Genomic DNA, 24,964 nt, shown 5'->3' on the forward strand with positions numbered 1-24,964 from the left:
TCGTCTCGGATCAGTGGGCGACGGCTGCGGCGCCGTGCTCGTCGATGAGGTGGCCGGTCTCGAACCGGTCGAGTGCGAAGGGGGCGTTCAGAGCGTGAGGCTCGTCGTGCGCGATCGTGTGCGCGAACGTCAGTCCCGCTCCCGGGGTCCCCTTGAAGCCGCCAGTGCCCCAACCGCAGTTCACGTAGAGCTGGTCGATGGGGGTCTTCGAGACGATCGGAGAAGCGTCGAAGGTGGTGTCCACGATGCCGCCCCATGTCCTGAGCAGGTGGGCTCGCGAGAAGATGGGGAAGAGTTCGACGGCGGCCGCCATCTGCTCCTCGATCACGTGGAATCCGCCTCGCTGGCCGTAGCCGACGTAGGGGTCGATGCCCGCTCCCATGACGAGCTCGCCCTTGTGCGCCTGCGAAACGTAGACATGGACGTGGTTCGACATCACTACGGTAGGGTGCACGGGTTCGAAGAGCTCGGAGACGAGCGCCTGCAGAGGGTGGGACTGGATCGGAAGCCGGAAGCCCGCGAGGTCGGCGAGCACCGAGGAATGCCCGGCTGCGGCCAGCGCCACTTTTCCTGCCCCGATCCGACCGCGGTTGGTCTCCACGCCGATGACGCGATTCCCCTCCTTCACGAAGCCGGTGACCTCGCAGTTCTGGATGATGTCCACGCCCATCTCATCGCACTTGCGGGCGAACGCCCACGCCACGTGATCGTGCTTCGCGATGCCGGCGCGGGGCTGATACGTCGCACCCATGACTGGGTAGCGGATGTCGTCCTCGATATTGATGATCGGGCAGACCTCCTTCACTTGCTGGGGGGCGAGGTACTCCGCATCCACCCCGTTCAAGACGTTCGCGTTGACGCGTCGGCGCGATTCGCGCACATCCTGCATCGTGTGGGCGAGATTCAGGACTCCGCGCTGGGAGAAGAGGAAGTCGTACTCGAGCTCTTCGGGAAGCTGTTCCCACAGCTTCATCGACTGCTCGTACATCCCGGCCGACTCGTCCCAGAGGTAATTCGAGCGGATGATGGTGGTGTTGCGGGCCATGTTGCCGCCGGCGAGCCACCCGCGCTCCAGGATCGCGACGTTCGTGATCCCGTGCCGCTTGGCGAGGTAATAGGCGGTCGCGAGCCCGTGCCCGCCGCCGCCGACGATGATCACGTCGTAGGTCGGCTTCGGCTCGGGGTTCCGCCACAGGAAATCAGGGTGCTCGGGGAGGAGGTCGGCCACGATCAGGCTCCGTTCTCATCGGTGGAGAGGCTCGGGTACAGGGGGTGAGCGTCCGCGAGGGCACGCACCCGGTCGCGGAGGGCATCGAGCGTGCTGGAATCTGCGTCGCCGTCTCCGGCCCCCGCGATGAGGGTCTCCGCGATGATGTCAGCGACCTCGGCGAATGCCTCCTCGCTGAAGCCGCGGGTGGCGAGTGCCGGAGTTCCGATGCGCAGGCCCGACGTCACCATGGGTGGGCGGGGGTCGAAGGGGACGGCGTTGCGGTTCACGGTGATGTCGATCCGTGCGAGCAGATCCTCGCCCTCCTGCCCGTTCAGACTGCTGTCCCGCAGATCGACGAGCACGAGATGGACATCGGTGCCGCCGGTGAGCACGCGGATGCCGCGCGCCGCCACATCGGGAGCGGACAACCGATCGGCCAGGATCCGGGCCCCCGCGAGTGTGCGTTCCTGCCGCTCGCGGAAGTCCGCACCTGCGGCGATGCCGAACGCCACAGCCTTACCGGCGATGACGTGCTCGAGCGGTCCGCCCTGCTGGCCCGGGAAGACCGCAGAGTTGATCTTCTTCGCGATTTCGGGGTCGTTGGAGAGGATGATTCCTCCGCGCGGACCCGCGAGCGTCTTGTGCGTCGTCGAGGTCACGACGTGCGCGTGGGGGACGGGGCTCGGGTGGAGGCCTGTGGCGACGAGTCCGGCGAAGTGGGCCATGTCGACCATGAGGAAGGCGCCGACGGCATCGGCGATCGCACGGAACCGCTCGAAGTCGAGCTGGCGCGGGTAGGCGGACCAGCCGGCGACGATGAGCTGGGGGCGGTGCTCATGGGCGAGGCGTTCGACCTCGTCCATATCGATGGTCAGGGTGTCCTCGGTGACGCCGTATGCTGCGACGTTGTAGAGCCTGCCCGAGAAGTTGATCTTCATTCCGTGGGTGAGGTGGCCGCCGTGCGCGAGATCGAGGCCCAGGATCGTGTCACCGGGTCGGATGAGTGCGTGCATGACGGCGGCGTTCGCCTGGGCACCCGAGTGCGGCTGCACGTTTGCGTATGCTGCACCGAACAGCGACGCGACCCGGTCGATCGCGAGTTGCTCGATGACGTCCACGTGCTCGCACCCGCCGTAGTATCGGCGTCCCGGGTACCCCTCGGCGTACTTGTTGGTGAGCACCGAACCCTGCGCCTCCATGACGGCTTGCGCCGTGTGGTTCTCCGACGCGATCATCTCGAGTCCGTCGCGCTGCCGCGCGAGTTCGAGGTCGATGCGGCCGGCGACCTCGGGGTCGAGGTCGGCCAGGGTCCTGGTGAGGGACTGCGTCGCCACCGGGGGAGGGAATGCCACGTTGCGCTCCGTTCGATGTGCTCGTCTCGCGCGGGGCGAGACGATCTCCGGTAATCATCAACTGATATATCAGCCGTGTACCTATACTAGGTCTCGGGTATGCCAGGCGCAAGCGCCATTCGGCGACGTTCACGACGAGTACGCGGAAAGAGCACGGGATGATCACCTCGGTGGAGGAGCAGACGAACGAGTCGCTGGCCGATCGCGCGTATCGCCTGCTCAGGGATCGCTTGATCCTGCTCGATATCGAGCCGGGCGGGCCGATCGTCGAGGCCGCCCTCGCGCAGGAGCTCGAGGTCGGGCGCACGCCGCTGCGCGAGGCGATCAAGCGGCTCGAAGCGGATCACCTGGTCGTCACGTTTCCCCGTCGCGGTACGTTCGCCACGAACGTGGATCTCACGGAACTGTCCACGATCTCTGAGATCCGCGGTGCGCTGGTGCCGCTCGCGGCGCGACGTGCCGCTGCGAATGGCGGAGGATCCGTCGCGACGGCTCTTGCGGAGGCACTCGCCCGCATCGAGGCTCTCGGGGACGACGAGAACACGCGTCACCTCATGGAGTTCGACGTGGAGGTGCACCGGCTCATCAACCGCGCGTCTCAGAGTCCGCATCTCGAGGAGATGCTCGTCCGGCTCGACAGCCTCGTGACGCGGCTCTGGTGCCTGATGCTCGATCGCCTGCCGCCGATGCGGGAGCACATTACTGAGCACGTCGCCCTGATGCGTGCAATCCTCGACGGTGACGAGTCCCGCGCCGAGCGCCTGGCCGCCGAGCACGTGCGGCACTTCGACAGCGCCGTCCGCACGGTGCTGTAAACCCCTCGAGCGCTGCCGCTGCGGAATCTTCGCAGCATACTCTGCGGAGAGACCGCGCACTTTCTTCGGTCTGGATGCGCTTCGGCGTGCGTAAGATATATCAGCGCGAGTGCACCCCCGGTTCGACGATGACCCGAGCACGCGCCGACGTCCGCTCCGGCGGTTCGTCGTCCGAAGAGGAGTACATGCCATGACGCAGAACGACGATTCGATACAGGAGCTGGTCGGCCAGCTGCGCTCCGCGAGACAGGAGCAAGCGCCGAAGGCTCGGTCATCAGGCACCGACTACTGGGTATTCGGGCTCGCCGGCTGCCTCGCGGTCGCGTTCATCGTGTGGGGGTTCGTCTCTCCCTCGGGCCTCGGCAGCACCGCGAGTGCCGCGCTCGACTGGGTGATCACCAACACGGGCTGGCTCTTCGTCATCGCAGCGTCGGTCTTCACGGTGTTCGTGCTCGTTGTGGCCGCGGGACGCTTCGGTCGCATCCCCCTCGGCAAGGACGGTGAGAAGCCGCAGTTCAAGACCGTCTCCTGGATCTCGATGATGTTCGCGACGGGCATGGGGATCGGACTGGTCTTCTACGGTGTGGGCGAGCCGCTCTTCTTCTACATGTCGCCCCCACCAGGCACGGTTGAAGGGCAGACCGACGCCGCCCTCAGCACGGCGATGGGCACGACCCTCTTCCACTGGACGCTGTTTCCGTGGGCGATGTACGCCATCGTCGGTCTCGGTATGGCCTACGGCAGCTTCCGGCTCGGCCGGTCCCAGCTCTTCTCGTCCATGTTCACGCCGATCTTCGGTGAGCGGGTCGTCAACGGTTGGGGCGGACGGATCATCAACATCCTCGCGATCATCGCCACGCTGTTCGGCTCGGCGTGCTCGCTCGGACTGGGTGCCCTGCAGATCGGAGGCGGAATCCAGTCCACCGGCATCATGGATCAGGTCGGCTCCGTCACCCTCGTCGTCATCATCGCGGTCCTCACCGCCATGTTCGTGGCGTCGGCGGTCTCGGGGATCGAGCGCGGCATCCAGTGGCTCTCGAACATCAACATGGTGCTGGCCGTGATCCTCGCCCTTATCGTCTTCATCGGCGGACCGACGCTGTTCATCTTGAACGTGATTCCGAACGCGGTCGGCTCATTCATCGGCGACCTACCGCAGATGGCGTCTCGGACGGCGGCGACGGGCGACGATGCGCTCGCGAGCTGGCTCTCCTCTTGGACGGTCTTCTACTGGGCGTGGTGGGTGTCGTGGACGCCGTTCGTCGGACTCTTCATCGCCCGCATCTCGCGCGGTCGCAGCATCCGCCAGTTCGTCACCGGTGTGCTGCTCGTGCCCTCCGGCGTCACACTGCTCTGGTTCTCCATCTTCGGGGGAGGGGCGATCGGCATCCAGGAGCGTGCGGAGCGTTCGGGCGACATGGGTCAGGCGCTCGCGAACATCGTCGACGGGGCGCCCGACATCAACTTCGACCTCATCCTCTTCGACATGCTCGGAAGCCTGCCCGTTCCCGAGTGGGTCGCCGTGGTGCTGATGGTCGTCACGGTGGTCCTGATCGCGATCTTCTTCGTCACGGGTGCCGACTCCGCGTCGATCGTGATGGGGGCTCTCAGTGAGCACGGGGCCGAGGAGCCGACGAAGAAGGCCGTAATCTTCTGGGGCGTCTCGACCGGTGCCGTGGCGGCGGTGATGCTGCTCGCCGGCGGATCGGATCCGGCAGCAGCGCTCAACGGGCTGAAGAACATCACGATCGTGTCGGCCCTCCCGTTCGTCCTCGTGATGCTGCTCCTCTGCATCGGCATCTGGAAAGACCTCAGTCGGGACCCCCTCGTGCTGCAGGGGCGCGTGGCGCGTGAACTGCTGGAGCAGTCCGTGGCGGAGGGCGTCGATCGTCACGATAGCGGCCACTTCAGCCTGGTCACCACCGAGATCACGGTCATCACCAGTGAGGCTGCGCAGCGGGATGCCGATGAGAAGGCGAAAGGCAAGCGGCAGGAGGACCCCGAGGATCCACCACCAGTATCCGGCACCTGAGGTATAGCTGCTGCGGGGTGCTCGTCTCTCGGCGCGGAGCCGGGTACCCCGCAGGTCCAGGCGATACACTTCCAGGCGATGAGAGCCACACTGACGGCCGTGATCGCGGCGATCGAGGCGGGAGCCGTCGCACTCGCCGGGTTCGTACTCATCGGGGTGCCGGCGATCCTCATGTGGGTGATCACCTTCGGACTGGACGCGACGCCGGCAGAGCTGATCGGCGGCATCGTCTCGGTGTGGTTCCTGGCGCACGGCGTGCCGCTCGAGGTGTCGGTGACCGCCGAGGCCGCGCTGGGTCTCGGCCTCCCCGGCGAGGCGTTCGCCTTCCCGGTGTCCCTCGCACCGCTCGGGATCTCACTCGTGACCGTTCTCCTCGCGATGCGCGCAGGCTGGAGATTCGCGTCCCGCGGCGGATCGGGTGCGGCCGGCGTCATCGGCGGCGGCATCGGTTTCGCGGCCGTCGGATTCGCCTGCCTCCCGCTCGTCGCCCGGGCTCTCCCCGAACCCGAGTGGCGCGCGCCGCTGACGCTCGGACTCATCTACGCCATCAGCATGCTTTCCGCCTTCGTCGTGCGCGCCGGCCTCACGGACCAGCGATGGTTCTCGCGCGCGGTCAGGCGTCTGCAACTGACGGTGAACCGCGTGTCGCCGATCCTCGCCTCAACACTCCCGGTCAGAACCCAGGAGGTGCTGCGGCTCGCACTCGGCGCGCTGGCAGGTCTCGCAGCGCTCGCCGCAGCCGGCTTCACGATCTCGCTCGTCATCGGCTACGTCGACATCACCGCCCTCTCCCAGAATCTGCAGCTCGACCCGCTCGGAGCGATCGTGCTGTTCGTCGTGCAGCTGGCGTTCCTCCCCGTGGCGCTGATCTGGTCGCTGTCGTGGTTCGTCGGAACGGGGTTCGCGGTCGGCATCGGCACGTCAGTCTCGCCGTTCGACGCCCTTGTCGGCCCGATCCCCGCCCTGCCGCTCATGGGGGCGATTCCGCCGAGCTGGGGCAGCTTCGCACCCGTCGCGCCCGCGATCGTCGTCATCGTCGGCCTCGCGCTCGGGGTGGCCGCCGCCCGCCGGACCACGCTGCGCGGCGCGGGCTGGGGCGCCGCGGTCGTCGTTCCCGTGCTCGCCGCGGCCCTCACCGGGCTCGCCGTCGTGCTCCTCGCCGTGCTCGCGAGCGGTGCGATGGGACCGGACCGGCTCGCGCAGGCTGGGCCGGACCCGTGGGTGACCGGAGGGATCGCCGCTGCCGAGATCGGGGCCGGGATGCTCCTCGGCGTCGTCGCCGGCCGCGCAGACGCCGCTCGCATCGGGACCGTCGTCGAGCTGGTGCGCGGCGGGGAGCGTCGGGCGCTTACCTCCCGGAACGCGGATACCGACGCGGAGACGCAGCCCTGGAGTTCAGACGCACTCGCCGCGGCCATCACCGACGACGCCGACGGGCCGCTCGCGAACGCGGATCGCGCTCCGGGCGTGCGAGCACGCTGGGCAGGTGCGCGTGAGCGGCTCACCGGATTCCTCGGGTTCGGCGGCGCTACAGCCGGCACCGGCGCAGCGCAAGCCGACGCCCTGCCGGAGCTGCCGCCGGTGGACGAGGAACCCGGGACACCCGATCATGCGCCAGACGGTCCTGGACACGCAGCTGTCGACGCGGACGAACGTGAACCAGATGAGTTCGAGACCGCGGAGGTGACGACCGAAGAGGTCGAGCCGGAAGCGGTCGAGTCAGAAGGGGTCGAGCCGGAAGCGGTCGAGTCAGAAGCAGTCGAGGCCGATGAAACTCGTACCGACCACTCCGAGACCGACGAGCCCGCATCCGACGAGCCTGCGCCTGATGCGACTGCTCCGGATGAGCCTGACCTCCCGGAGCGTCTGGACGACGTCACTGAGGACGAGTTGCGGGTGAGCGACTCGGAGGCCGAAGCGATTCTCGCCGCGTTCTCCTGGGACGGTGCCGTCACCGATTGGGAGGAGGCGCCGCGCGACCGCCTCGACGGAGCCGCTCCTCGTGAGGACTCCGGAACCCCTGCGGACCCCGACGCTCAGGAGACCGCACAGGTCGACGGATTCACGGACTGGGACTCGCCGGACGACGCACCTCGGCCCGAGGCCGGCACTGGACGACGCATGTGGCGGTGGCCGGGGCGCAAGCGGTAGACTGACGGGGCAATCCACGGGAGTCCGGACGCGCCGGGCTGAGAGGGAGCTCGCGAGCTTCGACCGTTCAACCTGATCTGGTTCATACCAGCGGAGGAAGGAAGCCTCGATGATGCCCATGCGCACCGCCGTGCCGCGCCGACGCGCCGCACTCACCACGACCGCCGCTCTCACCGGAGCCGCCGCGCTGCTCCTCGCCGGATGCTCGGCCGATGCCGGCTCCGACGCCGACGCTGGCGGCACTGTCACGCTGATCGTGCACGACTCATTCCCGAACGAGGCATTCGCCGAGGCGGCCAGCGCGGCCACCGGATACGACGTCGAGGTGGTCGGGTCGGGCGACGGGGGAGAACTCGCGAACCAGCTCGTGCTGACACAGGGCGCCCCGCTCGGCGACGCGTTCTTCGGCGTCGACCAGATCTTCGCGTCGCGAGTCGTGGACGCCGATGTCGCAGAGGACTACGTGCCGGAGGGGCTGCCAGAAGACGCTGCCGCGCTGGCGGTTGACGGGTCGGACGCGCTCGTGCCGATCGACCGGGGCGCAACCTGCTTCAACATCGACCCGGTCTGGTTCGCTGACCAGGGGATCGCGGCCCCCGAGACCTACGAGGATCTGCTGAAGCCCGAGTACCGCGAACTCACGGTGATCCTCGATCCCGCAGCGTCGTCGACCGGGGCTTCGTTCCTCGTGGGCACGGTCGCCTACTTCGGCGCCGACGCGTACGCAGACTACTGGAGCGATCTCGTGGAGAACGGCGCCCGGGTCGAGCAGGGGTGGAGCGACGCCTACTACGGCCAGTTCACGCAGGGAGGCGAAGGCGGCACCCGCCCGATCGTGCTCTCCTACAGCTCGTCTCCCGCGGCGACGATCGCCGACGACGGGTCTTCCACGAGCGCGGCACTGCTCGACACCTGCTCGAGTCAGGTCGAGTACGCCGGCGTCCTCGAAGGGGCGGAGAACCCCGAGGGTGCCAGGGCGGTCGTCGACTACCTGCTGTCGGGCGAGTTCCAGGACACGATCGCCGAGACGATGTACATGTACCCGGTCGATCCCGAGGCCTCCGTGCCCGAGGAGTGGGAGCAGTTCGCCCCCTTGCCCGAGGAGCCCCACGACCTGCCGAGCGACGAGATCGCCGCGGGGCTCACGGACTGGCAGAAGGCCGTCGCCGACGCGGTCGCCGGCGCCGCGGCCGGGTGATGCGCGGGCGGCTCGCCTGGGGGATCGCCGCCGCGCTGCCGCTCGTCTTCCTCGCGCTCTTCTTCCTCTGGCCGGTCGCGGCGCTCGTCGCGACCGGGTTCACGAGCGACGGCGCATTCGATGCGAGCGGGGTTCCCGCCGTGTTCTCGGACCCGCGCACCTGGCAGGTGATCGGTCATACCGTCACCCAGGCAGGGCTCGCAACGGTGCTCTCGCTCGCGCTCGGCATTCCGGCCGCCTTCGTGCTGTACCGACTGGACTTCCGGGGGCGTGTGGCGCTGCGCGGCCTCCTCACGGTGCCGTTCGTGCTGCCCACCGTCGTGGTGGGCGTCGCCTTCACCTCGCTCTTCGGTGCGGGAGGACCGCTCTCGTGGACCGGGCTCGAGCGATCACTCCCCGTCATCGTCGCGGCGCTCGCGTTCTTCAACGTGACCGTCGTCATGCGGACGGTCGGAGGGTTCTGGTCCCAGCTCGACTCGCGGACGGCACAGGCCGCGAGCATGCTCGGTGCCGGCCCGGTTCGCGTGTTCTGGACGATCACGGTGCCGGCGCTCGCGCCGGCGATCGCGTCGGCTGCCGCCCTCGTCTTCCTGTTCTGTTCCACATCGTTCGGCATCGTGCTCGTGCTCGGCGGGCGGCGGTTCGCGAACATCGAGACGGAGATCTACCAGCTCACCGTCCAGTTCCTCGACCTGCGCTCCGCCGCCGTGCTGTCACTCGCCCAGCTCGCGATCGTGATCCTCACGCTGGTCGTCTCGTCGCGACTCCGCAGGAAGCGCGAGCGCGCCGTGGCGATGCGGAGCGAGCGGGAAGAGGGTGTCAAGCCGGGCAGACGGCATCTGCCGGTGATCCTGATCTTCGCCGCGACAGTTCTGCTGCTCCACGGGCTCCCGATCATCACCCTGGTCGCGCGCTCGTTCCAAGCCTCGGGCGGCGGGTTCTCGGTGCAGAACTATGTGAACCTCGTCGACCCGCCTCCCGAATCCCCGATCATCGGCTCGGTCCTCCAGGCGGCGTGCCGCTCGATCGGGATCGCGCTCATCGCGACCGCGATCGCCGTCATCCTCGGTGCGCTCGTCGCCCTCGTGCTGTCGCGGCGCCCCCGCTCCCGCGCTCTGCGTCGGAGCATCGGCGCGTTCGACGCGCTCATCATGCTGCCGCTCGGCGTCTCGGCGGTGACGGTCGGGTTCGGCCTCCTGCTCACCATGCACCAGCCGCTGGGCATCGGGTTCGACCTCAGAACCTCGGTCGTGCTGATCCCGATCGCGCAGGCGCTCGTCGCCCTTCCGCTCGTCGTGCGCACGATCCTGCCGGTGCTGCGCGGCATCGATCCCCGTCAGCGCGACGCCGCGGCCATGCTCGGCGCCGCTCCGCTGCGCGTGCTCGCGACGATCGATCTCGCCATGCTCGGCCGCTCCGCCGGACTCGCGCTCGGGTTCGCGTTCGCGGCGTCGCTCGGCGAGTTCGGTGCGACGGCGTTCCTCGTGCGACCGGGAGCGCAGACGCTCCCCGTCGTCGTGGCCGAGCTCATCGGACATCAGGCGATGGGAAGCTACGGGACCGCGCTCGCCGCTGCGGTCGTCCTCGCCGCCCTCACCGCTGGCATCATGATGCTGGCGGAACGGTGGCGCACGAACACGGGGGGTGGCGAATGGTAGACGAAACGGTGGCGGGGTCCGGACTGTCGGTGGACGACGTGACCGTGCGGTACGGAGACGCGCGACGTCGTTCTGCGGCAGCGGCGACGATGGCGGCGGTCGACGGGGCGACCTTCAGCGTCGCCCGCGGCGAGGTGGTCGGGTTGCTCGGTCCGTCGGGGTGCGGCAAGTCCACGCTCCTGCGGGCGATCGCCGGCCTCGAACCGCTCGACTCAGGCTCGGTGCGCTGGGAGGAGGACGACCTGGCATCCGTGCCTCCGCACCGCCGCGGGTTCGGCCTGGTCTTCCAAGACGGTCAGCTCTTCGTCCACCGCACCGTCGCCGAGAACATCGCGTACGGCCTGCGCGTACAGCGCCTGCCGCGCCGGGAACGGGAGGCGCGCGTCATGTCGCTGCTCGAGCTCGTCGGCCTACCGGGAGCCGGGGACCGCTCCGTCACCGAGCTTTCCGGCGGTGAGCGCCAGCGGGTGGCCCTCGCCCGCTCGTTGGCGCCGGCGCCGCGTCTGCTGCTGCTCGACGAACCGCTCTCGGCGCTCGACCGCGCGCTGCGCGACCGGCTCGCCGATGACCTCGCGGGCATGCTCAGGAGTACCGGCACCACCGCGATCCTCGTCACCCACGACGAATCGGAGGCCAGCACGATCGCCGACCGCGTGATCCGCATGGAGCAGGGGCGCTTGCTGGACGCCCCGCGCGCCACCGACATCCGCGTACTGCCCGATCGGAGGGACGGATGAACCGCCCGGGCGCGCCCCTCGGTGCCGACCTCTTCGGACTCGCCCATCGTGTCCACGGGCGCCTCCGCGCCGCGGAAGCCGGACCGCCGAGCATCGTGATGATCGACGGCAGATCCGGATCGGGCAAGACCTCGCTCGCGGCGGGCCTCGCGCGCCTCCTCGGAGCGGCGATCCTCGCCGTGGAAGACCTGTACCCCGGCTGGGACGGTCTCGCAGCGGGCTCGGCGTCGCTCGCCACCGCCATCGAGACGGGCACGTATAGACGCTACGACTGGCACGCGGCGGCCTTCACGGAGCGCATCGAGATCGACCCCGCGAGACGGCTCGTGATCGAGGGCTGCGGTGCGCTCTCGGACGCCAGCGTCGCGGCCGCCGCACGCCGCGCGCGCGGGACAGGGGGTGGCGCGGTGCACACCGTCTGGGTGGACTGCCCAGCAGAGGAGCGCAGGGAGCGCGCCCTGGCGCGCGACGGCGACACCTTCCGCCCGCACTGGGACGCATGGGCGGCGCAGGAGCACACCCTCTTCGCCCGCACGCGCCCTGTCGCGCTGGCCCGCGAGATCATCCACGCCGAGTCCCGCTGACGCTTCTCCCGGCTCGGGAGGACGGGCCGCGGCGGGGTAGACTGTCGTGGTGCTGTCACTCGCGGTTCTCATCTCCGGCGGCGGAAGCAACCTGAAAGCGCTGCTCGATGCCGCAGCCGACCCCGATTACCCGGCGCGCATCGTCGCCGTCTTCGCCGACACCGACGCCCCTGGTCTCGCCCACGCCGCGGCCGCCGGCGTCCCCACAGCGGTCGTCCGTCCGAGCGACTTCCCCTCGAGAGACGCCTGGGGCGAGGCCCTCGCCGAGGGGATCCGCGCCACGGGCGCCGGGCTCGTCGTGAGCGCGGGTCTCATGCGGATCCTGCCAGCCGGGTTCGTCCGCGCATTCTCACCTCGTCTCATCAACACCCACCCGGCGCTGCTGCCGCTCTACCCGGGCGCGCACGCCGTTCGCGACGCGCTCGCCGCCGGAGCCGTGGAGACGGGGGTCACCGTCCACATCATCGACGAGGGCGTCGATACCGGGCCCGTGCTGCGCCAGGAGCGCGTCGCGGTCCGGGCGGGGGAGAGCGAGTCCGAACTGCACGAGCGGATCAAGCGGGTCGAGCGGCCGCTCCTCGTCGACACGGTCAGAGACATCGCCACGGGGGCACTGACGCTCTCCGCCGCCGAACCCGAGCACACCACCACCCCGTACCCCCACCCCTGAGGAGCCACATGGCAGTCCAGAGCCACGACCCGAGCCTGTACGAGCATCGCGACCAGATCCCGGTCCGCCGGGCACTCATCTCCGTCAGCGACAAGAGCGGGCTCCTCGATCTCGCCGGCGCGCTCGCCGAGTCCGGCGTCGAGATCGTCTCGACGGGTTCGACGGCGGCGACCATCCGCGAGGCCGGGCACGCCGTGACCGATGTCGCCGAGGTCACCGGGTTCGCCGAGGCGCTCGACGGGCGCGTGAAGACGCTGCACCCCGCGGTCCACTCCGGGCTGCTCGCCGACCTGAGGCTCGCGGACCACCGCAGGCAGATGAGCGACCTCGGTTTCTCCCCGTTCGAGCTCGTCGTCGTGAACCTGTATCCGTTCGACGAGACGGTCGCGGCAGGAAAGCCGGCGGCCGACATCGTCGAGAACGTCGACATCGGCGGGCCCGCGATGGTCAGAGCCACGGCGAAGAACCATGCGAACGCCGCCATCGTCGTCTCACCCGGGCGCTACTCCGAGATCGTCGACGCCGTGCGCGCGGGTGGCACCACGCTCGCGCTCCGCCGATCCCTCGCGACCGAAGCCTTCGTGCACACGGCGAACTACGACGCTTCCGTCGCCAACTGGTTCCTCGAGCAAGACGAGCGCGGGTGGGAGGAGTCGGACGGAGCGGACGATGCTGAGCAGTCGGGAGGACCGACCGAGGCGTCGATCGACAGCCTCTTCGACACCGTCGAGGGCTACGTCGGATACGAGGTATTCGGTCTGCGCGAGTCGGTGCTCCGCTACGGCGAGAACAGTCACCAGCGGGCCGCGCTCTTCACTGAGAACGAGGGCTCCGGGATCGCTCAGGCCGCGCAACTGCACGGCAAGCCGATGTCCTACAACAACTACGTGGACGCCGACGCAGCGGTCCGCGCCGCCTTCGATCATGAGCGGCCGGCCGTCGCGATCATCAAGCACGCGAATCCGTGCGGCATCGCGGTCGCACCCGAGGGCGCGGCCGATCCCATCGCCGCGGCGCACGAGCTCGCGCACGCCTGCGATCCCGTATCCGCGTTCGGAGGCGTTATCGCGGCGAACCGCCCCGTGACCCGTGCAATGGCGGAGACGGTCTCCGGCATCTTCACCGAGGTGATCGTGGCGCCGGCATTCGAGCCGGAGGCGCTCGAGATCCTCACCCAGAAGAAGAACGTGCGCCTGATCGCGCTTCCGGCGGACTTCGCGCAGAACCCTGTGGAACTGCGCCAGGTCTCCGGCGGATTCCTGGTGCAGGACGCCGACCGGTCATTCGCACCCGCCGACAGCTGGACGCTCGCCACCGGAACGCCCGCCGACGCCGAGACCCTCGCCGAACTCGAGTTCGCCTGGCGCGCGTGCCGCGCCGTGAAGTCGAACGGGATCCTGCTGACCGCAGGCGGCGCCTCCGTCGGCGTGGGCATGGGCCAGGTCAACCGCGTCGATTCGTGCCGCCTGGCGGTCGACCGCGCCGGTGAGCGAGCGGCGGGATCCGTCGCGGCGTCCGACGCGTTCTTCCCGTTCGCCGACGGCCTGCAGGTGCTCCTCGACGCTGGCGTGCGCGCCGTCGTGCAGCCCGGCGGGTCGGTGCGCGACGAGGAGGTCGTCGCTGCTGCGGAAGCCGCAGGCGTCACCATGTACTTCACGGGGGAGCGGCACTTCGCCCACTGAGGAGCTCAGGGCTCGCTCCGCTCTCGCCGGAGTGCGGAGCGCGCCCGCCTCCACACCTCTCGCGGTACTCCGGGACCATCGAAGCGGCACCCGGGTCTGACGCGGCCACCCCGGCCCCGTCCGTAGCGTCGATGGCATGGAGATTCAGACGAGCAGCATGGGCCTCGTGGCCCGTGTCACCCACCTCAGCAAGCACTACGGCACCGACGACCACCGGGTCACGGCGCTCGACGACGTCTCGATCGGGATCAGGCGAGGTGAGTTCACCGCCATCATGGGCCCGTCGGGCTCGGGCAAGTCGACGCTCATGCACGTCATGGCCGGCCTCGACTCCGCCAGTGAGGGGCGCGTCTGGTTGGGAGATGACGAGATCACCCACCTCGGGGATCGTGAGCTGACCCGCCTGCGTCGGCGACGCATCGGCTTCGTGTTCCAGGCGTTCAACCTCGTTCCCACTCTCGACGTCCGCGGCAACCTGCGGCTGCCCTTCGAGCTGGGCGGTCGCGGGCCGAACCGGGAGGAGCGCGAGCGCATCGACGCCCTCGTCGCCGGTCTGGGCCTGGCCGACCGGACGGCGCACCGGCCCCACCAGCTGTCAGGCGGTCAACAGCAGCGCGTGGCGATCGCACGGGCGCTCGCGACGCGCCCCGACATCATCTTCGCCGACGAGCCGACGGGGGCGCTCGACTCGCGCACCAGCCGTGAAGTGCTGCGTCTGCTGCGCTCCGCTGTCATCGGATCCGGACAGAGCATCGCGATGGTCACCCACGACCCCATCGCGGCGAGTCACGCGGACCGCATCCTGTTCCTGGCAGACGGGCGCATCGTCGCCGACCACGTGGCCATGAGCGCTGAGCAGATCTCGGAGATGATGCTCGGCCTCGAGGCGGTGACGGCGTGATCCGGGCGGGCGGCGGCGTCCGGGCCGCCGGACCCGTGCCGGGCGGGGTGCGCGAGCACGCGGCCACAGTGGTGGTGGCCGCACTGTCGAGTCTCTTCGCCGTCACGCTGATCCTCGGCGTCGGGGTACTGACGGCGTCGATCGATCCGGCACTCGTGGCCTCAAGCGGCACCTTCTGGATCATGCTGATGCTGGTGGCGCTCATCTTCATCCTCATCGCGCTCTACGTCGGCGCGATCGTCACGGCGAACACGTTCGCGACCATCATCGCGGGGCGCGTGCGGACCATCGCGCTCACTCGGCTCATCGGTGCCACTGCACGACAGGTGCGCGCTCGAGTGGCGGCGGAGGGCCTGCTCATGGGCTGCGTCGGCGCGCTCCTCGGCGGAGCACTCGCGGTCGGGCTGATGCTCGCGATCGTGCGCTGGGGGCCCGCACTCGGATGGTTGCCTTCCGGCCGCGACTACCCGGTCTTCCATCCGCTGGCCTTCGCTGCAGTCGGCGTCGTGGCGCTCACCACGTGGATCGCCGCCTGGACGGGGTCGCGTCGCGTCGCCGGCGTCTCGCCGGTGGCGGCCACCGGTGCCGCCGTCGAACTCGCTCCTGCGGAGTCCGTGCGGCGCACGGGACGCACCGTGTGCGCGATCGTGCTGCTCGCCATCGGGGCGGCACTGCTGGCCGGTGGTGTCATCCTCGGTCTCCGATACCCGATCGGGCTGTTCGTGTCGTTCTGGGGTGGCGTCCTGTCGTTCACCGGCATCGCCATCGGAGCGCACGTCATCATGCCACCACTGCTCCGCTGGGCCGCGATCCCGCTGTCGGGCGGGCCGACCGGCAAGCTCGCGGGGGCCAATGCCGTGCGCTTCCCCGAGCGGAGTGCGCGCGCCACCATCGGACTCGTCATCGGCGTGACGCTCGTCACGATGTTCGCGGTCGCACTCGCGACCTACGAGCAGATGACGCTGCAGATCTTCGCAGAGGATCCGGAGATGGCGGCGATGCTCAGCGACACGCTCGCCGTCACGACGGCCGTCTTCACCGGCCTCGTCGGTTTCTCCGCGATCATCGCCGCCGTCGGCATGGTGAACACGCTGTCGCTCGGCGTGTTGCAGCGCACGCGCGAGTTCGGCCTGCTCAGGGCCCTCGGATTCACCGGCGGACAGGTTCGGGCCATGGTGGTCGTAGAGAGCGCGCAGATGACCCTCGTCGCCCTCGGATTCGGCCTCCTGCTCGGCACCCTCTACGGGTGGGCGGCAGCGCAGTCGCTCATGGGCTTCGAGGTCGGACTGACCGCCCCGACGCTCCCGTGGCCGATACTGGTCGGCATCGTGGCCTTCGGCGTCCTGCTCGCTGCGGTAGCGGCGGTCGCGCCGGCGAGACGAGCGGTGCGGGTATCCCCGGTGGCAGCGCTCGCCGTCGACTGAGCGTCAGCTCGGGGAGGAGCGGCGAGACCAGCGTTTCGTTACCGATGTATCGCTACGCTGGCACCATGGAGATTTTGAAGGGTGTTCTGGTCGTCCTGCACATCATCGGGTTCGGCGTGGTCATGGGCGGTGCCCTGGCGCAACTGCCGAACGTGAAGCTCGGCACGGCGAAGGTGAGCAAGGGGATTCTGCACGGGAGCCTCCTGCTCCTCGTCACCGGACTCGCGCTCGTCGGCATGGTCTACGCACTTGGTGGCACGCCGAACAACGCGAAGATCGGGGTGAAACTGATCGTGCTGATCGCGATCATCGCGTTGGTGATCGTGAACCGCAAGAAGGAAAAGATCTCGGGCGGGGTGCTCGGTGCGATCGCCGGTCTCTCTGCGGTGAATGTCGCGCTCGCCGTGCTCTGGTGAATCGCAGCGGAAACGGATCCCTCGCGATCCGGTGAAGAATGTGCCAGACTGATCGCGTCAGATCAGTCTGGCACTTCACTTTCACGAAGGATCGTCCGGCACGTACCTGCCGGTGAAAGAAGGGAATACCTCAATGGCGAGCGTCATTTACGACAGCACGACCCTGCACTACCCGGGCACTGAACGCCCAGCGGTGACCGACCTCGACCTCACGATCGGCGACGGCGAGTTCCTCGTCCTCGTCGGACCGTCCGGGTGCGGCAAGTCCACCGCCCTCCGCATGCTGGCGGGGCTCGAAGAAGTCACGAGCGGGCGGATCCTCATCGGAGACGAGGACATGACCCATGTCTCTCCGAAAGATCGCGACATCGCGATGGTCTTTCAGAACTACGCGCTCTACCCGCACATGACGGTGGCGGAGAACATGGGCTTCGCGCTCAAGATTGCCGGAGTCGGCAAGGAGGATCGACGGAAGCGCGTCGAGGAGGTCGGCGAGCAGCTCGGACTCACCGAGTACCTCGACCGGAAGCCGAAGGCGCTCTCCGGCGGGCAGCGGCAGCGTGTCGCGATGGGCCGAGCGATCGTGCGCGAGCCCCGAGTCTTCCTTATGGATGAGCCGCTGTCGAACCTCGATGCGAAGCTCCGCGTGCAGACTCGCACCTGGATCGCCTCACTGCAGCGCGAGCTCGGCATTACGACGGTCTACGTGACCCACGACCAGACCGAAGCGCTCACGATGGGCGATCGGATCGCGGTCATGAAACTCGGCGTCCTGCAGCAGGTGGGTACACCGCGCGAACTCCTGGACCATCCCGTCAACACGTTCGTCGCGGGGTTCATCGGCAGCCCGGCGATGAACCTGTTCACCGCGACCGTGGATGACGCCGGCCTCGTGTTCGGCAACGCCCGCGTGCCGCTCGCACCTGAAGTGCGCGAGGCGATCGGCGGCGACCGCGTGACGGTCGGCGTTCGTCCAGAGGACTTCACTGTTTCCGGGCCGGGGGGCGAGGGGATCTCGATCACGGCGACCCTCGTGGAAGAGCTCGGCGCGGACGGCTACCTCTTCGCGGATGTGGACCTCACCGGCGAGGAGACGCCGCTCGTTGTCCGGGTCGACGGACGTGATCATCCCGACGCCGGGGACGAGGTGACGGTGCTCCCGCTGACGCCGCGTGTGCACCTCTTCGATGTCGAATCGGGGGAGCGGATCGGCACGCCGGAGGCGAAGCGCTAGGGATGCCCACCCAGCTAGTCATTGTCGCAGACACCCACCTGCCCAAGCGGGCGAAGGTGCTTCCCGAGGCGCTCTGGGAGGCGGTCGAGGCGGCTGACATCGTGCTGCACGCGGGAGACTGGATGGACGAGGCGACGCTCGACGCGTTCGAGGCCCGATCGCGGCGTCTCGTCGGCGTCGCGGGCAACAACGATGGGCCTGAACTTCACGCCAGACTATCTGAGGTCGCCTCGCTCGAGATCGAGGGACAGCGCTGGGCGATGATCCACGAGACGGGTGCGAAACAGGGGCGCGAGCAGCGGATGGCGTCCGCCTTCCCCGATGTTGACGTGCTCGTGTTCGGTCACAGCCACATCCCGTGGGACTCGACCGCGCCGAACGGCATGCGCCTGCTCAATCCGGGCTCGCCTACGGATCGGCGTCGGCAGCCCGTCTGCACCTTCATGACGGCCGAGGTCGACGGTCGCGAGATTCGCGACGTGACGCTGGTGCCGGTGCCCCGATAGCGGGCCCGGCACCGGCGCCGTCGGATCAGCTCGCGGTCTTCGGCTGCTGCTGCGTGATGCAGTGGATGCCGCCGCCGCGCGCGAAGAGCGGGCGGGCATCGATGCCGATCACCTCACGGCCCGGGTAGACGTCGCGCAGCACGCCGAGTGCGTGGTCGTCGGCCGGGTCGTCGAACGAACAGGCGAGCACCGCGCCGTTGATGACGACGTGGTTGATGTAGCTGTAGTCGACGAACCCCTCGTCGTCGCGGAGCACCGACGGGGCCGGAAGATCGAGGATCTCGACGCCGGCGCTCGTCGCGTCCACCCACTGCTCCGCGACATCGCGGTTCGTCCTGGCGATGACGTGGTCGGGGTGGCTCTCGGCATCCTGCCGGTGCATGAGGAGCACGTTCGGCGTCGGGAATGCGGCGAGAATGTCCGAGTGGCCGCGCGTGCCGAAAGTGTCGTGGTCGCGCGTCAGCCCGCGGGGGAGCCACAGCGCGCTCGTCGTGCCGATGGTCCGGTGCAACTCGGCCTCGACCTGCTCGCGGGTCCAACCGGGATTGCGGCCGGGATCGCGCTGCACGGTCTCCGTGAGCACGACGCGGCCGGTGCCGTCGACCTGGATGCCGCCGCCCTCGTTGACCATCTCGGAGTCGATGCGCTCCGCTCCAGCGGCTTCCGCGACGATGCGGCCGATGTGCTGGTCGTGGTCCCACTGCGCCCAGTCCTGGCCGCCCCAGCCGTTGAAGACGAAGTTCACGGCACCGAGACGGCCGTCGTCACCGATCACGAAGCTCGGTCCGATGTCGCGCATCCACGCGTCGTTCAGGGGAGCCGTCAGGAGTTCGATGGAGCTCGAGAGGTACCGGCGTGCCACCGGCTCGTCGCCCGGGTGCACGACGACCGTGACCGGCTGGAACTCACTCGCGGCATTCGCGACGGCTGACCAGGTGCGGCGTGCCTCTTCAGCCTCCGCCTCGGTGTCGCCGAGCGTGTATCCGGTGGTCGGCCACGCCAGCCACAGACGTGACTGCTCGTGTCCCTCGATGGGCATCTGCCAGGTGGTCACGGGTCCCTCTCCTTCGGTGGGTGACGCGGATGGCGCGTCGCGCTCCTCCGAGCGTACCCCGTTCGCGCAATTCCGAGTGCAGCGGGACTTGAAGTTTGAACTATCTGCGGTGACGGCGTAGAATATATTCATCTGAATATAAAGAGAATCGCTGCGGGAGGAACGCTATGGTGTCACACATCCAGGTGGGAATCGGAGGAATCCCGCCGCACACCCCGTGGTTGCTCGCCTCAGCGGCGGTCGCATCATGAGCGCCAACGAGCGACTCGCGGTGGACGCCTGGGAAGCGATGTTCCGTGCCCAGAGTACGCTGTTCCGACGCTTTCAGCAGGCACCGGTCTGGGCGGACCGGAATCCGCGCGAGTACGACGTGCTCTATCAGATGTCTCTTGCCGGGGGGTCGGGAGTGCGCCAGCGAGATCTCATGAACCGGCTGATGATGTCGCAGCCCTCGCTCAGCCGGGTCATCGACCGTCTCGTCACGGACGATCTCATCGATCGGTGCCCCGACCCGAGGGACGGGCGCGGGGCACTCCTCTCCCTGACTGCTGAGGGGAGTGCACTGCAGCGGAGGATCGGAGCCGCCCACGCCAAGGACGTCGCACAGGCGTTGACCAGCAGACTGAGCGACGATGAACTGGTGCAGTTGCGCTCGCTCACCCAGAAACTCACCTGCGCCGAAACCCGCGATGCCGAGGGCCGGCAGGGGGACGCGGCGTGACCGACGCCACCGGTGCGCCGGACACGACCCGTGCGCGCGTGGTCGTCGTGAGCGGCGGACTCGGCACTCCCTCGACATCTCGGCGCCTGGCGGATCGCATCACCGGCCACGTCGAACGAGCACTCGCCGCGCACGGCTGCGGCGCGGAGGTCACCGTGATCGAACTCCGGGAACTCGCCGTGGCGATTGCGCATCGTCTCGTCGACGGCGCGTCGGACGCGGCCCTGACCGACGCGCTCGAACGGCTCGAGACAGCCGACGGCATCGTGGCGGTGACGCCGGTGTTCAACGGCTCGGTCTCCGGACTCTTCAAGTCGTTCTTCGACCTCGTGCAACCCCAAGCGCTCCAGGGAATTCCGATGGCACTCGGGGCGACCGGGGGGAGTGCGCGCCACTCACTGGTGATCGAGTACGCCCTCCGTCCCCTCATGACGTACCTCCGGACGTTCCCCATGCCCACGGGCGTGTTCGCCGCCACCACGGACTGGGGTGACGAGCTCGCCGGAACCGCCGAGATCGAGAGCCTGGAAACACGGACCGCGCGACTCGGACGTGAACTCGCGGACGCCATGCGGCTCGGGCTCGAGCAGCGCTTCGACGGGCTCTGAGCGTCGCCGACCGCATACGCTGAGGGGCCCCGGCCCACCCGAACGGGTGAACCGGGGCCCCTCAGTGTGACCTAGTCCTCGAAGCGGAGCGCGGCGGCGACGAGCGCCTCCTGCTCCACGGCGTGCACCTTCGCCGAACCGGTCGACGGTGCGGCGGACGCGGCGCGCGACACGACGCGGATCCGATCGTTCGCGAGCTGCTTCGACAGCTCGAGCGAGATGAACGGCCAGGCACCCTGGTTCTCGGGCTCATCCTGGACCCACACCAGCTCGGCTCCGGAGTACTGCGCGAGTACGCGGCCGAGCTCGATCCCGGGGATCGGGTAGAACTGCTCGACCCGGACCAGTGCGACGCGCGGGTCCGGATTCTTCTCGAGCGCCGTGCGCATGTCGTAGTAGACCTTGCCCGACGTCAGGACCACGCGAGTGACCTGGCTGCGATCCTCGATCATCGGATCGTCGATCACGGGGCGGAAGGTGCCCTCGGTGAAGTCCTCGACCGACGAGGTCGCACCGCGCAGGCGGAGCATCGACTTCGGGGTGAAGACGAGCAGCGGCTTACGGGGCCGCGCGTAGGCCTGGCGGCGGAGCAGGTGGAAGTAGTTCGCCGGCGTCGAGGGACGCGTGACGATCATGTTGTCCTCGGCGCACATCGACAGGAAGCGTTCGATGCGGGCCGACGAGTGGTCGGGCCCCTGGCCCTCGTACCCGTGCGGCATGAGCATCACGACGGAGGACTGCTGGCCCCACTTCTGCTCGGCGGACGAGATGAACTCGTCAACGACCGACTGCGCTCCGTTGACGAAGTCGCCGAACTGCGCCTCCCACACCACGAGGGCGTCCTCGCGTTGCAGCGAGTACCCGTACTCGAAGGCGACCGCGGCGTACTCGGACAGGAGGGAGTCGTAGATCCAGAACCGCGCCTGATCGTCCGAGAGGTTGAGCAGGGGCAGCCACTCCTGGCCGTTCGCCCGGTCGTGGAACACGGCGTGGCGCTGCGCGAAGGTGCCGCGTCTGGCATCCTGACCGGCGACGCGCACGGCAGTGCCCTCCATCAGCAGCGATCCGAGTGCGAGAAGCTCGCCGAAGCCCCAGTCGATGTTGCCCTCACGGCTCATCTGCACGCGCTTGTCGAGCAGCTGCTGCAGCTTCCGGTGCACCGTGAAGCCGTCCGGCTGGTTCTGGTGCGCGTCACCGATGCGCTCGAGCACGCTCACGTCGACGGCGGTCTCGATCTTCTCGACCGGGGCGCTCTGGGCATCGACTCGCGTCGTGATCCCGTTCTGGTCGATGACCGGGATCGCACCGGTCTGCGCCGCGTGCGTCTCCTGGAAGGCCTCCTCGAGGCGGGACTGGAAGTCCTGCTTCGCCTTTTCGTACTCTTCCTCGGTGATGTCGCCGCGACCCACGAGCGCGCTCGTGTAGAGGCGTCGGGTCGAGCGCTTCGCCTCGATGAGGTCGAACATGAGCGGCTGCGTCATCGACGCGTCGTCGCCCTCGTTGTGACCGCGGCGGCGGTAGCAGACGAGGTCGATGATGACGTCCTTGTGGAACCGCTGACGGAACTCGTAGGCGAGCTGCGCGACGCGGACGACGGACTCGGGGTCGTCGCCGTTCACGTGGAAGATCGGTGCCTGCACGACCTTGCCCACATCGGTCGAGTAGATCGAGGAGCGAGAGTCGAGCGGGAGCGTCGTGAAACCGACCTGGTTGTTGATGACGATGTGCAGCGTGCCGCCGGTGCGGTAACCGCGGAGCTGCGACATCTGCATCGTCTCGTACACGACGCCCTGACCGGCCATCGCGGCGTCGCCGTGGATCAGGATCGGGAGCGTGGTGAACGACCCGATCGGCTTCAGATCCTGCTTCGCGCGCACGATGCCCTCGAGCACGCCGTCGACCGTCTCGAGGTGCGAGGGGTTGGCGGCGAGGTGGATCGGCACCTGGGTGCCGTTCGGTGCCGTGAAGGTGCCGGACGTGCCGAGGTGGTACTTGACGTCGCCCGAGCCCGACTTAGAGGTCTGGGCGCCCTCGAACTCGCGGAAGATCTGGCCGTAGGTCTTCCCGGCGATGTTGGACAGCACGTTGAGACGGCCGCGGTGCGCCATGCCGATGTCGACGCTGTCGACCCCGTCGTCCGCGGCGTCGACGAGCATCGCATCGAGCAGCGGAATCACGGATTCGCCGCCCTCGAGGCTGAAGCGCTTCTGACCGACGTACTTCGTCTGCAGGAAGGTCTCGAATGCCTCGGCCTCGTTGAGCTTCTCGAGAATCCGCATCTGCTGGTCGTGGCTCGGCTTCGCGTAGGGAACCTCGAGCTTCTCCCTGAGCCAGTGGCGCTGGTCGGGATCCTGGATGTGCATGTACTCGATGCCGATCTTGCGGCAGTACGTGTCGCGGAGCACGCCGAGGATGTCGCGCAGTTTCATGGTGCGCTGTCCGCCGATACCTCCCGTGACGAACTCGCGATCGAGGTCCCAGAAGGTGAGCCCGTGCGATTCGATCTCGAGATCGGGGTGGGTGCGCTGCTGATACTCGAGCGGATCGACGTCCGCCATGAGATGGCCGCGGACCCGATACGAGTTGATGAGCTCCTGCACGCGGGCGGTCTTATCAACGGCGCCCGAGATGTCGACGTGGATGTCCGACGCCCACTGCACAGGCTTGTACGGGATGCGGAGCGCTGCAAAGATCTCTTCGTAGAACCCGTGCTTGCCGATGAGACGCTCGTGGACGAGTTTCAGGAATTCGCCCGAGCCTGCGCCCTGAATCACGCGGTGATCGTAGGTGCTCGTCAGCGTGATCGTCTTCGAGACGGCCAGGCGCGTGAGCACCTCCTGCGAGGCACCCTGGAACTCCGCGGGGTACTCGAGTGCGCCCGCGCCGATGATCGACCCCTGGCCGTTCATGAGGCGGGGGACAGAGTGCACTGTGCCGATTCCGCCGGGGTTGGTGAGGGAGATCGTGGTGCCCTGGAAGTCGGCGGCGCCGAGCTTATTGTCGCGCGCGCGCTTCACCAGATCTTCGTAGGCGACCAGGAACTCGTTGAAGTCGAGGGTTTCGGCACGCTTGATGGAGGGGACGAGCAGCGAGCGCGTGCCATCGGGCTTGGGCACGTCGATCGCGATGCCGAGACCCACGTGGGCCGGCACGACGATGGAGGGCTTACCGTCCACTTCGGCGTATGCCACGTTCTGGCTGGGGAAGTCCTTGAGCGACTGGATGAGGGCCCAGCCGATGAGGTGCGTGAACGACACCTTTCCGCCGCGCGAGCGGCGCAGGTGGTTGTTGATGACGATGCGGTTATCGATGAGGAGCTTCGCCGGAATCGTGCGGACGCTCGTCGCGGTCGGCACGGTCAGGCTCTGATCCATGTTCTTGGAGAGCGTGCGCGCCATGCCCTTCAGCGCCTTGACGTCGTCCTGCTGCGCTTCGACGACGTCGGTGTTCGGCGTGGTGCGAGGGGCGTCGGCCGGGATCGGGGCCTGCCGCGGAGCGGCGTTCGTCGTCCGCGCCGGCTGCGTGGTCGTCGACACCGGAGCGGTCGACGGCCCCGATGCGGCACCCGAACTGGTGGGGGAGGCCTGGGTCGGGGCACCGCTGGAGGTGGAAGACCCCTGCGCAGCCGAATCGGACGAACTCGTCGGCGAGTCGCCGGCGGAGGCCTGCTGCTCTCCGCCGTACTGCTCCAGCACGGGCCACCACGACCGATCGACTGAGTTCTTGTCTTGTACGAACTGCTTGTAGAGCTCCTCCACAAGCCACACATTCGCACCGAAATCTTCTGCGGAGCCCCCCGTAACGGGGGTGCTCGTCCGCTCAGCCAAACCGACTTCCTTTCACCGTGACTTCCGCATTCCCGCGCGCTTCGACGCGCCTGTTCACTAGCCTACGCCGTTTTGCGGGGCGGTGCGTGACCGTCGGGCTCCCGTCTCGGAGAAGTTTTTGCTACAGTAACGCTCATCATGGACCCAGCCTCTCGACGCACGGCAGATACAGACCCTCCGAGTA

20 protein-coding genes and 1 riboswitch are annotated in these 24,964 nt (G+C 68.4%); of the genes, 16 read left to right on the forward strand and 4 right to left on the reverse strand.

The genetic code is table 11. The features are described 5' to 3' along the window. Window positions 1-10: 10 nt before the first annotated feature. Both K8P10_RS05880 and glyA read right to left on the reverse strand, forming a co-directional pair. The gene (locus K8P10_RS05880) at window positions 11-1,228 is read right to left on the reverse strand and encodes a sarcosine oxidase subunit beta family protein (protein WP_224780871.1); all 1,218 of its coding nucleotides are present in this window, start codon (window positions 1,226-1,228) and stop codon (window positions 11-13) included. Window positions 1,229-1,230: 2 nt separating this feature from the next. Next, window positions 1,231-2,562: a serine hydroxymethyltransferase gene (gene glyA / locus K8P10_RS05885; protein ID WP_305069242.1), complete on the reverse strand. Its 1,332-nt coding sequence runs from the start codon at window positions 2,560-2,562 to the stop codon at window positions 1,231-1,233. Window positions 2,563-2,720: 158 nt separating this feature from the next. Between glyA and K8P10_RS05890 the strand changes: the two genes are divergently transcribed. The 14 genes from K8P10_RS05890 to K8P10_RS05955 all read left to right on the forward strand — a co-directional run bounded on the left by K8P10_RS05890 (window position 2,721) and on the right by K8P10_RS05955 (window position 18,570). Beyond that, window positions 2,721-3,377 carry a GntR family transcriptional regulator gene (locus K8P10_RS05890; RefSeq protein ID WP_224780872.1) on the forward strand — a complete coding sequence of 219 codons (657 nt, stop codon included), beginning with the start codon at window positions 2,721-2,723 and terminating at the stop codon, window positions 3,375-3,377. 190 nt (window positions 3,378-3,567) lie between these two features. Beyond that, window positions 3,568-5,409 carry a BCCT family transporter gene (locus K8P10_RS05895; RefSeq protein WP_224780873.1) on the forward strand — a complete coding sequence of 614 codons (1,842 nt, stop codon included), beginning with the start codon at window positions 3,568-3,570 and terminating at the stop codon, window positions 5,407-5,409. A 78-nt stretch (window positions 5,410-5,487) separates the two neighbouring features. Further along, window positions 5,488-7,560: a DUF6350 family protein gene (locus K8P10_RS05900; protein ID WP_224780874.1), complete on the forward strand. Its 2,073-nt coding sequence runs from the start codon at window positions 5,488-5,490 to the stop codon at window positions 7,558-7,560. A gap of 6 nt (window positions 7,561-7,566) precedes the next feature. Further along, window positions 7,567-7,676: riboswitch (TPP riboswitch) on the forward strand. Continuing rightward, window positions 7,670-8,758: a thiamine ABC transporter substrate binding subunit gene (locus tag K8P10_RS05905; protein WP_224780875.1), complete on the forward strand. Its 1,089-nt coding sequence runs from the start codon at window positions 7,670-7,672 to the stop codon at window positions 8,756-8,758. Its footprint overlaps the riboswitch before it by 7 nt. Then, entirely contained in the window at window positions 8,758-10,416 is a 1,659-nt protein-coding gene (locus K8P10_RS05910) for an iron ABC transporter permease (protein ID WP_224780876.1), read from the forward strand. Before K8P10_RS05905 ends, K8P10_RS05910 begins: the two co-directional genes overlap by 1 nt. After that, window positions 10,410-11,153 (forward strand): ABC transporter ATP-binding protein, encoded by a 744-nt coding sequence (locus K8P10_RS05915; RefSeq protein WP_370631977.1) that lies wholly within the window; start codon window positions 10,410-10,412, stop codon window positions 11,151-11,153. Before K8P10_RS05910 ends, K8P10_RS05915 begins: the two co-directional genes overlap by 7 nt. Then, window positions 11,150-11,737 (forward strand): hypothetical protein, encoded by a 588-nt coding sequence (locus K8P10_RS05920; RefSeq protein ID WP_224780877.1) that lies wholly within the window; start codon window positions 11,150-11,152, stop codon window positions 11,735-11,737. The genes K8P10_RS05915 and K8P10_RS05920 overlap by 4 nt, the downstream gene beginning before the upstream one ends. A gap of 49 nt (window positions 11,738-11,786) precedes the next feature. Continuing rightward, the gene (gene purN / locus K8P10_RS05925; RefSeq protein ID WP_224780878.1) at window positions 11,787-12,407 is read left to right on the forward strand and encodes a phosphoribosylglycinamide formyltransferase; all 621 of its coding nucleotides are present in this window, start codon (window positions 11,787-11,789) and stop codon (window positions 12,405-12,407) included. Window positions 12,408-12,415: 8 nt separating this feature from the next. Then, window positions 12,416-14,089, forward strand: a complete 1,674-nt coding sequence (gene purH, locus K8P10_RS05930; protein ID WP_224780879.1) for a bifunctional phosphoribosylaminoimidazolecarboxamide formyltransferase/IMP cyclohydrolase — start codon at window positions 12,416-12,418, stop codon at window positions 14,087-14,089. A gap of 136 nt (window positions 14,090-14,225) precedes the next feature. After that, window positions 14,226-14,990: an ABC transporter ATP-binding protein gene (locus K8P10_RS05935; protein WP_224780880.1), complete on the forward strand. Its 765-nt coding sequence runs from the start codon at window positions 14,226-14,228 to the stop codon at window positions 14,988-14,990. Beyond that, the gene (locus tag K8P10_RS05940) at window positions 14,987-16,414 is read left to right on the forward strand and encodes an ABC transporter permease (protein ID WP_224780881.1); all 1,428 of its coding nucleotides are present in this window, start codon (window positions 14,987-14,989) and stop codon (window positions 16,412-16,414) included. Before K8P10_RS05935 ends, K8P10_RS05940 begins: the two co-directional genes overlap by 4 nt. A 65-nt stretch (window positions 16,415-16,479) precedes the next feature. After that, window positions 16,480-16,830, forward strand: coding sequence for a hypothetical protein (locus K8P10_RS05945; RefSeq protein WP_224780882.1), 351 nt, complete (start codon window positions 16,480-16,482; stop codon window positions 16,828-16,830). A gap of 133 nt (window positions 16,831-16,963) precedes the next feature. After that, a complete protein-coding gene (locus K8P10_RS05950; protein WP_224780883.1) occupies window positions 16,964-18,064 on the forward strand; it encodes an ABC transporter ATP-binding protein in 1,101 nt (366 codons plus the stop codon). A 2-nt stretch (window positions 18,065-18,066) separates the two neighbouring features. Continuing rightward, the gene (locus K8P10_RS05955) at window positions 18,067-18,570 is read left to right on the forward strand and encodes a metallophosphoesterase (protein WP_224780884.1); all 504 of its coding nucleotides are present in this window, start codon (window positions 18,067-18,069) and stop codon (window positions 18,568-18,570) included. A gap of 25 nt (window positions 18,571-18,595) precedes the next feature. Here K8P10_RS05955 and K8P10_RS05960 read toward each other — a convergent pair whose 3' ends face one another. Continuing rightward, window positions 18,596-19,624 carry an agmatine/peptidylarginine deiminase gene (locus K8P10_RS05960; protein ID WP_224780885.1) on the reverse strand — a complete coding sequence of 343 codons (1,029 nt, stop codon included), beginning with the start codon at window positions 19,622-19,624 and terminating at the stop codon, window positions 18,596-18,598. Between the two features lie 247 nt (window positions 19,625-19,871). On the opposite strand from K8P10_RS05960, the gene K8P10_RS05965 reads away from it, so the two are divergent. Next, entirely contained in the window at window positions 19,872-20,345 is a 474-nt protein-coding gene (locus tag K8P10_RS05965; protein ID WP_224780886.1) for a MarR family winged helix-turn-helix transcriptional regulator, read from the forward strand. Next, entirely contained in the window at window positions 20,342-20,953 is a 612-nt protein-coding gene (locus tag K8P10_RS05970; protein ID WP_224780887.1) for a CE1759 family FMN reductase, read from the forward strand. Before K8P10_RS05965 ends, K8P10_RS05970 begins: the two co-directional genes overlap by 4 nt. A 71-nt stretch (window positions 20,954-21,024) precedes the next feature. Here K8P10_RS05970 and K8P10_RS05975 read toward each other — a convergent pair whose 3' ends face one another. Beyond that, window positions 21,025-24,780, reverse strand: coding sequence for a multifunctional oxoglutarate decarboxylase/oxoglutarate dehydrogenase thiamine pyrophosphate-binding subunit/dihydrolipoyllysine-residue succinyltransferase subunit (locus K8P10_RS05975; RefSeq protein WP_224780888.1), 3,756 nt, complete (start codon window positions 24,778-24,780; stop codon window positions 21,025-21,027). Between the last annotated feature and the right edge of the window lie 184 nt (window positions 24,781-24,964).

The organism is Leucobacter sp. Psy1 (genome assembly GCF_020096995.1).
Taxonomy (GTDB): domain Bacteria; phylum Actinomycetota; class Actinomycetes; order Actinomycetales; family Microbacteriaceae; genus Leucobacter.

Bases quoted from the DNA above. Each gene is read 5' to 3' on its own strand.
- K8P10_RS05890 (WP_224780872.1), top strand. From the start codon at position 2,721: ATGATCACCTCGGTGGAGGAGCAGACGAACGAGTCGCTGGCCGATCGC.
- K8P10_RS05895 (WP_224780873.1), top strand. From the start codon at position 3,568: ATGACGCAGAACGACGATTCGATACAGGAGCTGGTCGGCCAGCTGCGC.
- K8P10_RS05900 (WP_224780874.1), top strand. From the start codon at position 5,488: ATGAGAGCCACACTGACGGCCGTGATCGCGGCGATCGAGGCGGGAGCC.
- K8P10_RS05905 (WP_224780875.1), top strand. From the start codon at position 7,670: ATGATGCCCATGCGCACCGCCGTGCCGCGCCGACGCGCCGCACTCACC.
- K8P10_RS05910 (WP_224780876.1), top strand. From the start codon at position 8,758: ATGCGCGGGCGGCTCGCCTGGGGGATCGCCGCCGCGCTGCCGCTCGTC.
- K8P10_RS05915 (WP_370631977.1), top strand. From the start codon at position 10,410: ATGGTAGACGAAACGGTGGCGGGGTCCGGACTGTCGGTGGACGACGTG.
- K8P10_RS05920 (WP_224780877.1), top strand. From the start codon at position 11,150: ATGAACCGCCCGGGCGCGCCCCTCGGTGCCGACCTCTTCGGACTCGCC.
- purH (WP_224780879.1), top strand. From the start codon at position 12,416: ATGGCAGTCCAGAGCCACGACCCGAGCCTGTACGAGCATCGCGACCAG.
- K8P10_RS05935 (WP_224780880.1), top strand. From the start codon at position 14,226: ATGGAGATTCAGACGAGCAGCATGGGCCTCGTGGCCCGTGTCACCCAC.
- K8P10_RS05945 (WP_224780882.1), top strand. From the start codon at position 16,480: ATGGAGATTTTGAAGGGTGTTCTGGTCGTCCTGCACATCATCGGGTTC.
- K8P10_RS05950 (WP_224780883.1), top strand. From the start codon at position 16,964: ATGGCGAGCGTCATTTACGACAGCACGACCCTGCACTACCCGGGCACT.
- K8P10_RS05955 (WP_224780884.1), top strand. From the start codon at position 18,067: ATGCCCACCCAGCTAGTCATTGTCGCAGACACCCACCTGCCCAAGCGG.
- K8P10_RS05965 (WP_224780886.1), top strand. From the start codon at position 19,872: ATGAGCGCCAACGAGCGACTCGCGGTGGACGCCTGGGAAGCGATGTTC.